General features: G+C 45.4%; 5 protein-coding genes. 1 reads left to right on the top strand and 4 read right to left on the bottom strand.

Annotation, left to right across the window (positions count from 1 at the left end; translation table 11 throughout):
• Positions 1-213 precede the first annotated feature (213 nt).
• Positions 214-978 carry a sulfite exporter TauE/SafE family protein gene (locus CXF58_RS00790; protein ID WP_227522957.1) on the top strand — a complete coding sequence of 255 codons (765 nt, stop codon included), beginning with the start codon at positions 214-216 and terminating at the stop codon, positions 976-978.
• A 465-nt stretch (positions 979-1,443) separates the two neighbouring features.
• On the opposite strand, the gene ccmI is transcribed toward CXF58_RS00790, so the two are convergent.
• The 4 genes from ccmI to CXF58_RS00765 form a co-directional block, all read right to left on the bottom strand.
• The gene (gene ccmI, locus CXF58_RS00780) at positions 1,444-2,724 is read right to left on the bottom strand and encodes a c-type cytochrome biogenesis protein CcmI (protein WP_102076281.1); all 1,281 of its coding nucleotides are present in this window, start codon (positions 2,722-2,724) and stop codon (positions 1,444-1,446) included.
• Positions 2,721-3,248 carry a cytochrome c-type biogenesis protein gene (locus tag CXF58_RS00775; RefSeq protein WP_219621710.1) on the bottom strand — a complete coding sequence of 176 codons (528 nt, stop codon included), beginning with the start codon at positions 3,246-3,248 and terminating at the stop codon, positions 2,721-2,723. The genes ccmI and CXF58_RS00775 overlap by 4 nt, the downstream gene beginning before the upstream one ends.
• Before the next feature lie 104 nt (positions 3,249-3,352).
• On the bottom strand, positions 3,353-4,003 hold the full coding sequence (locus CXF58_RS00770; RefSeq protein ID WP_102076279.1) for a DsbE family thiol:disulfide interchange protein: 651 nt from the start codon (positions 4,001-4,003) through the stop codon (positions 3,353-3,355).
• Positions 3,996-5,904 (bottom strand): heme lyase CcmF/NrfE family subunit (locus CXF58_RS00765; RefSeq protein ID WP_102076278.1); only part of this gene is annotated, 1,909 nt, incomplete at its 5' end. The genes CXF58_RS00765 and CXF58_RS00770, both read right to left, overlap by 8 nt.

Raw genomic sequence — 5,904 nt, 5'->3', positions numbered from 1 at the left:
GATAGCTATCAGCTTTGGATGTACTAGCTTTGCCCCTGACCCATTCTCTACGTAGAACGCAGCAAGTTTATGACCATGATCAGTAGCAAACTGTATGAGCTCATTTTTGGCACGCTTGGCATCTTGCTCTTCAGGTAACGTTTTATGGTGACTTTAGATAGGATATAGCTCTAAAACAATCTCGTTCCCTTCTGTTAATGTTGGAGCTTAACCGTGCTCGATATTTTACAAGCAATTCCTAATTGGCATCTTGCAGGGCTGTTTTTGGCGGGTATGATTGCTTTTGTGATTTCCACCATATCAGGAGGTGGCGGTGCACTTTTACTTATACCTGTCACCTCTGCGCTGATAGGGATCTCGGCTGCGCCACCCGTGATTAATTTAGGTAATTTCATTAGTCGCCCTTCACGTCTTTATTTATTTTGGCATCATATCGACTGGTCGCTAATAAAGTATTATGCGCCAAGCGCTATCGTTGGTGCGTGGTTAGCTGCATTATTATTTAGCCGTCTTGATGGGAGCTGGATTCAGTTATTAGTGGGTGCATTTTTGATATCTACCGTCTTGCAGTATCGTTTTGGCAAAGTAGAAAAATCTTTTAATATGCCTAAACTGGGGTTTGTGCCTTTAGGTTTTATTACGGCGTTCATTAGCACACTCGTCGGCGGTTTGGGTCCTGTGCTCAATCCTTTCTATATGAATACGGGATTACAAAAAGAAGATTTAATCGCTACTAAAACAGCTAATTCATTCTTTGTAGGATTGGCTCAGATTGGTAGTTATACTTTTTTTGGCGTATTGACTGCCAATCTTTGGATTTATGGCTTTGCTTTAGGGCTTGGTGCTGTGGTTGGCAACATCATTGGTAAGCGCTTTTTAGCAGGTATGAATATCAAGCAGTTTAGAGTGATGCTGATCCTATTAATGGTCATTAGTGGCGTAGTGATGATTGTCCAAAACGTCATGATTCTGTTTTAAATTAAACCAAAGTTATCTGACAGTGAATATATTCATTATCACTGCTAGAGCTAACAATACTGATGTAAAAACAAGCTACGCGGACCATAGCTGAAACGCGGGATACTCAGATAGGGATAGATAACTAAGAATTCATTCGAGGCATGGTTGCCTGTGCGGTACTAATTCTAAATAGTGAGCAGCAAGCAAACCTTTGCCACCGTATTTACTCATGGTCCCACTGTTAAAAAGTCTTTAGTAGAGTTATTAAGCCATATACCTCTTCTGCGGGAAGCTGAAAATGAGCTGTCTGTTATGTTTAATCAAGACTTTCTATAGTCATCCGTCCAATTATTTCACTAGCAAAACACCATAGCCGTTTTTTACTTCTTTACTAATAGGTTATACAGCTATTGATAGCACCACTTTCAAAAGCTGTCCTACATACGGTTCTAGTATTATGAAACTTACTGTAATAATCATTTGTTAAGGGATCTGTTGATTGATTTCAATATTAACTTGAGTCTGTTCAGCGCTAATCACTACTGGGTTACCTGATAGATCACCCGACTCTGCGGACGCAGTCCCACTATGGCTAACACGAGCAACGACTGCTAACTGAGTTTTGTCGCTACGGGCAGATTGTAACGTGCGTTCTGGCATCATCGCATCAAGATCGCTTAAACGGATACTGGCTTTACCTTGCTTGATGATACTAATAGGTAAACGTTTGGCGGCAAACGGAGGGCCCCCTTTCACATCACGTATCGCTACAAACAACACATCATTGGCTTTAACCAATGGTAATAGACTCGCATCAATAGAGACGGTAACTTCGATACCTTGCGCGGCTTGCTGCTCTTGCTCGATGACATTAGCACTTAGCTCATCAAGGCTCGCTAGCGCTTTACTATGGTCACCTGGTTTGGCAGCGATGCTCTCACGTAAACGCTTAATCCAACCTTGCGCTTCTGCAAAGTTACTACCACGTGCCTCACCCATTGCCATTAGCATCTGCGCACCTTCATGCTGTGGATTTTTGGCAAGGACATCTTGTAATACACGGCGGCTACTGGCATCAAGCTGACCTTTATTGGCAAAAAAGCTAATCTGCGCATAAGTGGTCGCAATCTCTTCATTGTCTGGTGACAGACGGTAAGCGCGTGACAAAGCTTCAATCGCTGAGTCGGTAGCTTCAAGCGATAAAAACAGCTCTGACAAACGCATCCAGCGATTAGGATCATCGGCATGACGATAAACGTTGGTCTGCATCGCGCTGATTAATTGCGTACCATCTTCAATCGCCCAAGCTGGTGGCTGGTTAATCTTACCGGTTAATAAATCATCGGCTACTTGGGCAACTTTATCTTCTGCTGTCCACAAGTCAAACACCGGTGTACGGTCACCAACCAAAAAGTAAGCCAATCCTGCAAGTACTGGCACCCATACCATGATAATCAAACGGCTCTTGATACCAGGTGCGACCATAGGTGTTACTTCACGCTGAGCATCCAATAGCTGACGCTCAAGCTCAAGCTTTTGGTTTTGGTAGTGAGCATCATCGATGGTGCCACTGTCTTTGTCTGTTTTTAGCTCTGCCAGACGCTCGCGAAACACCGCCACGTTGATATCTAGTAGCTGGTTGTCCACAGAAGTGCCTGATGTACGCGTGGCGCGCAGCCATGGCATGATGGTAATAACAGCAAGGAGTAAGGCAATCAGTAAGCTTAGAGCAATAAATAAGCCAGCAGTAGAGAATATGGTCATTTTTTGTCCTCGGGGCTTGTGGTGTCATGAGCGTCATTATCGGTGCTATTGGCACGCGATAGCAGACGATCAAGTTCGGCTTTTTCGGCGGCAGTCAGCTCCGAGGCGGTATTATCTACCGTCACTCTACTCTGACCGCTCGCTACCAGCTGGCGGCGACGGCTTTGCCAAAACCACCCTATCAATAATACGATCAGTAGCAATGGCGGAAAAAACCATAAAATCCATGTCGATGGACGTACAGGCGGCTTGTAGCTGATAAAATCGCCGTAGCGCTCTTGCATATAAGCACGAATCTCACCATCACTACGACCCTCTTTAATCATGTCGTACGTTTTTTGCTTTAAATCTTGTGCGATGGGCGCATCAGAGCCAGCCAAATTTTGGTTCTGGCACTTTGGGCAACGCAGCTCCTCGATAAGCCCGCGATACTGCGCTTCTTGTTGCGGCGAATCAAAGTCATAAACGTCAATGGCAGCATGCGCATTGAAACTGAGGATAAAACTCAGCAAGCACGCAAGCATTAAGCTGGCTAACTTTATTATAAAATTTGCTGGTTTTATGCTTTGTGCTGACAGGCTTTTTGATGACATGTTTTTTGATGAATGTGCCTTTAAAGATATGGCGTTCACTTACACACCTCCTGAACCTGACTAGGATCGGGACTGACATTTTTCTTATCCGCTTCATTGAGCACCATCAAACAGGGCATGATGCGGCTTTGCCAGTTGCTTTCATTAATCTCACCAACAATGTGCTGGCGAATAACGCCTTCACCATCGACAGTGAAAGTCTCAGGCGCACCCGTCAACCCTAAGTCCAAGGCAAACTGGCCGGACAAATCCTGAATAGACATGGAGAATGGGTCGCCGCCACGATTTAAATATCCTAGCGCATCACCGATGTCATCTTTGTAATTAACACCAACCAAATTGACTCCGCGCTCTTCTAATTGCATTAAAAAAGGATGCTCAATAACGCAAGTTGGGCACCAAGAGCCCCAAATATTCATCAAAAAGGGCTCATCAGGTAAGTTGTCATTGGTCATGATCCGACTGGTATCGGACAACAATGGCAGCTCAAACGCTGGTACTGGGCGTTCAAGCGCGGTATTGGTTACGATTTCAGTCGGCTGCCCCAAACGAAAATAAAGCATAACCATAACAGCAGCAAAGATGATCAGCGGGATCAAAAACCATATTCTAATTTGGCTTTTTTTCATTGTTCGATTACCTTTTGTTTCAGGGGGTTGCTCGGAAAAATGATTAGACTTAGTCATTTTGCTTCTCCCCTATTAGTGTCGTGTTATTAGTAGTGCTTTTAACATCTAAATCAGTAACCGTCGTAAAGCCTGACTTACTCGCTGCAATTTGTGCAGGGGTCTTGGATGTTTTGAGACGATAGCGCCTATCAAGCATACTCAGCAGACCACCCAATGCCATAATAATAGCGCCGAGCCATATCCAACGAATCAATGGCTTCACATAAATACGTACGGCCCATTTATTACTGCCTTCAGCTATAGGTTCACCAAGTGCGACGTACACATCACGCATCAGACTGTCATCAATCGCTGCTTCGGTCATTGGCATCATGCTAATAATGTAATTGCGTTTTTCAGGGTATAACGTAGTCACAGCACGGCTATCTTTACTCACTTCGACCTCAGCTTGGGTCGCATCATAGTTACTGCCTTTGACTTCGCGGAAGCCTTTAACGGTGAAGTCGTAACCTTGGACATGGACCGTTTCGCCAACACTCAATGCCACATCGCGCTCGATACTCAAGGTACTGGTAAAGGCAACACCGATGACCGCTACAATCACACCAATATGTGCCGTTTGCTGACCCCAGTAGCTTAAACGCAGCTTATTTAAGCCTTGCAAAAAGCTTGGTGCATTTTTGGTTTTGTCTTTGAAATCAACCACCATCCAGAACAGTACCCAAAAACTTACTGCTAGTGTTACACCAATATTAAGCATGGCAGATGGACTGACAAAGTAAGTGATGACTGCAGCTAATACTAGACTGCTCGCCGCAATGACCATACCAACGCCTAACAATGGACGCTTATCTTGTTTCCAGCGGATATTGGAGCCCATACCCATGGCAACCAGCAATAGCCATGTTAAAGGCACAAATAGCGCATTAAAGTACGGAGGACCTACCGATACCTGACCCAAGCTAAAGGCGTCGGCAATGATAGGATAGAGGGTACCAAGCAATACCACTAACGTTGCAATCAAAATGATGACGTTGTTAATGACTAAAAATGACTCACGCGAAACCAGTTGATACTGACTTTCAATCGTCAAACGCCAGCCACGCAGCGCAAACATCAGCAAACCACCACCGACGATGATGCCAAGAATAGCTAAGATAACCAAACCACGCGTCGGATCAGCGGCAAACGAATGCACTGAGGTAATAACCCCTGAACGTACAAGGAAAGTACCCAAGAGACTTAAGGCAAAAGCAAAGATAGCCAGCATAATGGTCCATGCTTTAAAGACACCGCGCTTCTCAGTCACTGCCAACGAATGCAGCAAGGCTAAACCGGCAAGCCAAGGCATCAGTGAGGCGTTTTCTACAGGATCCCAAAACCACCAGCCGCCCCAGCCAAGCTCATAATACGCCCACCAAGAGCCAAGAGCGATACCAACGGTCAAAAACCCCCAAGCCGCTAGCGCCCATGGACGCGACCAACGTGTCCATACTGCATCCAAACGCCCTTCCCACAATGCCGCCATACAAAAAGCAAATGGCACCGCTAAGCCCACATAACCCATATACAGCATCGGCGGATGAAAAATCAAACCAAAATCTTGTAGAAGAGGGTTTAAGTCAGCGCCATCGACTGGCAGATTGGGCAAGGTACGATCAAATGGCGACGAGGTAAAAATCAGCATCGTCAGCATCATGACCTGCACACCGGCCAATATCACGAGTACCCGCGCGCGCATCGACAACGGTAAGCCACGGCTAAAATAGGAGACCAGCGCGCACCACGTGGCCATGATCGTCATCCATAGCAGTAGCGAGCCTTCGTGTCCGCCCCACGTTGCTGATAACTTATAATACCAAGGCAGCAAGGTATTAGAATGCTGCGTGACATAGACGAGACTAAAGTCATTAAAATAAAAGCCTGCCATCAATGCAACAAATGAAAAAATCATGGCA

This window comes from Psychrobacter sp. Sarcosine-02u-2 (genome assembly GCF_002836335.1).
GTDB classification, from domain to species: Bacteria; Pseudomonadota; Gammaproteobacteria; order Pseudomonadales; family Moraxellaceae; genus Psychrobacter; species Psychrobacter faecalis.
The sequence above is the reverse complement of the archived record's forward strand: the minus strand, read 5'-3'. Positions and strand labels throughout refer to the sequence as shown.

Coding starts and splice junctions, on each gene's coding strand:
- ccmI (WP_102076281.1), bottom strand. CDS start 2,724: ATGACCATATTCTCTACTGCTGGCTTATTTATTGCTCTAAGCTTACTG.
- CXF58_RS00775 (WP_219621710.1), bottom strand. CDS start 3,248: ATGCTTGCGTGCTTGCTGAGTTTTATCCTCAGTTTCAATGCGCATGCT.
- CXF58_RS00770 (WP_102076279.1), bottom strand. CDS start 4,003: ATGACTAAGTCTAATCATTTTTCCGAGCAACCCCCTGAAACAAAAGGT.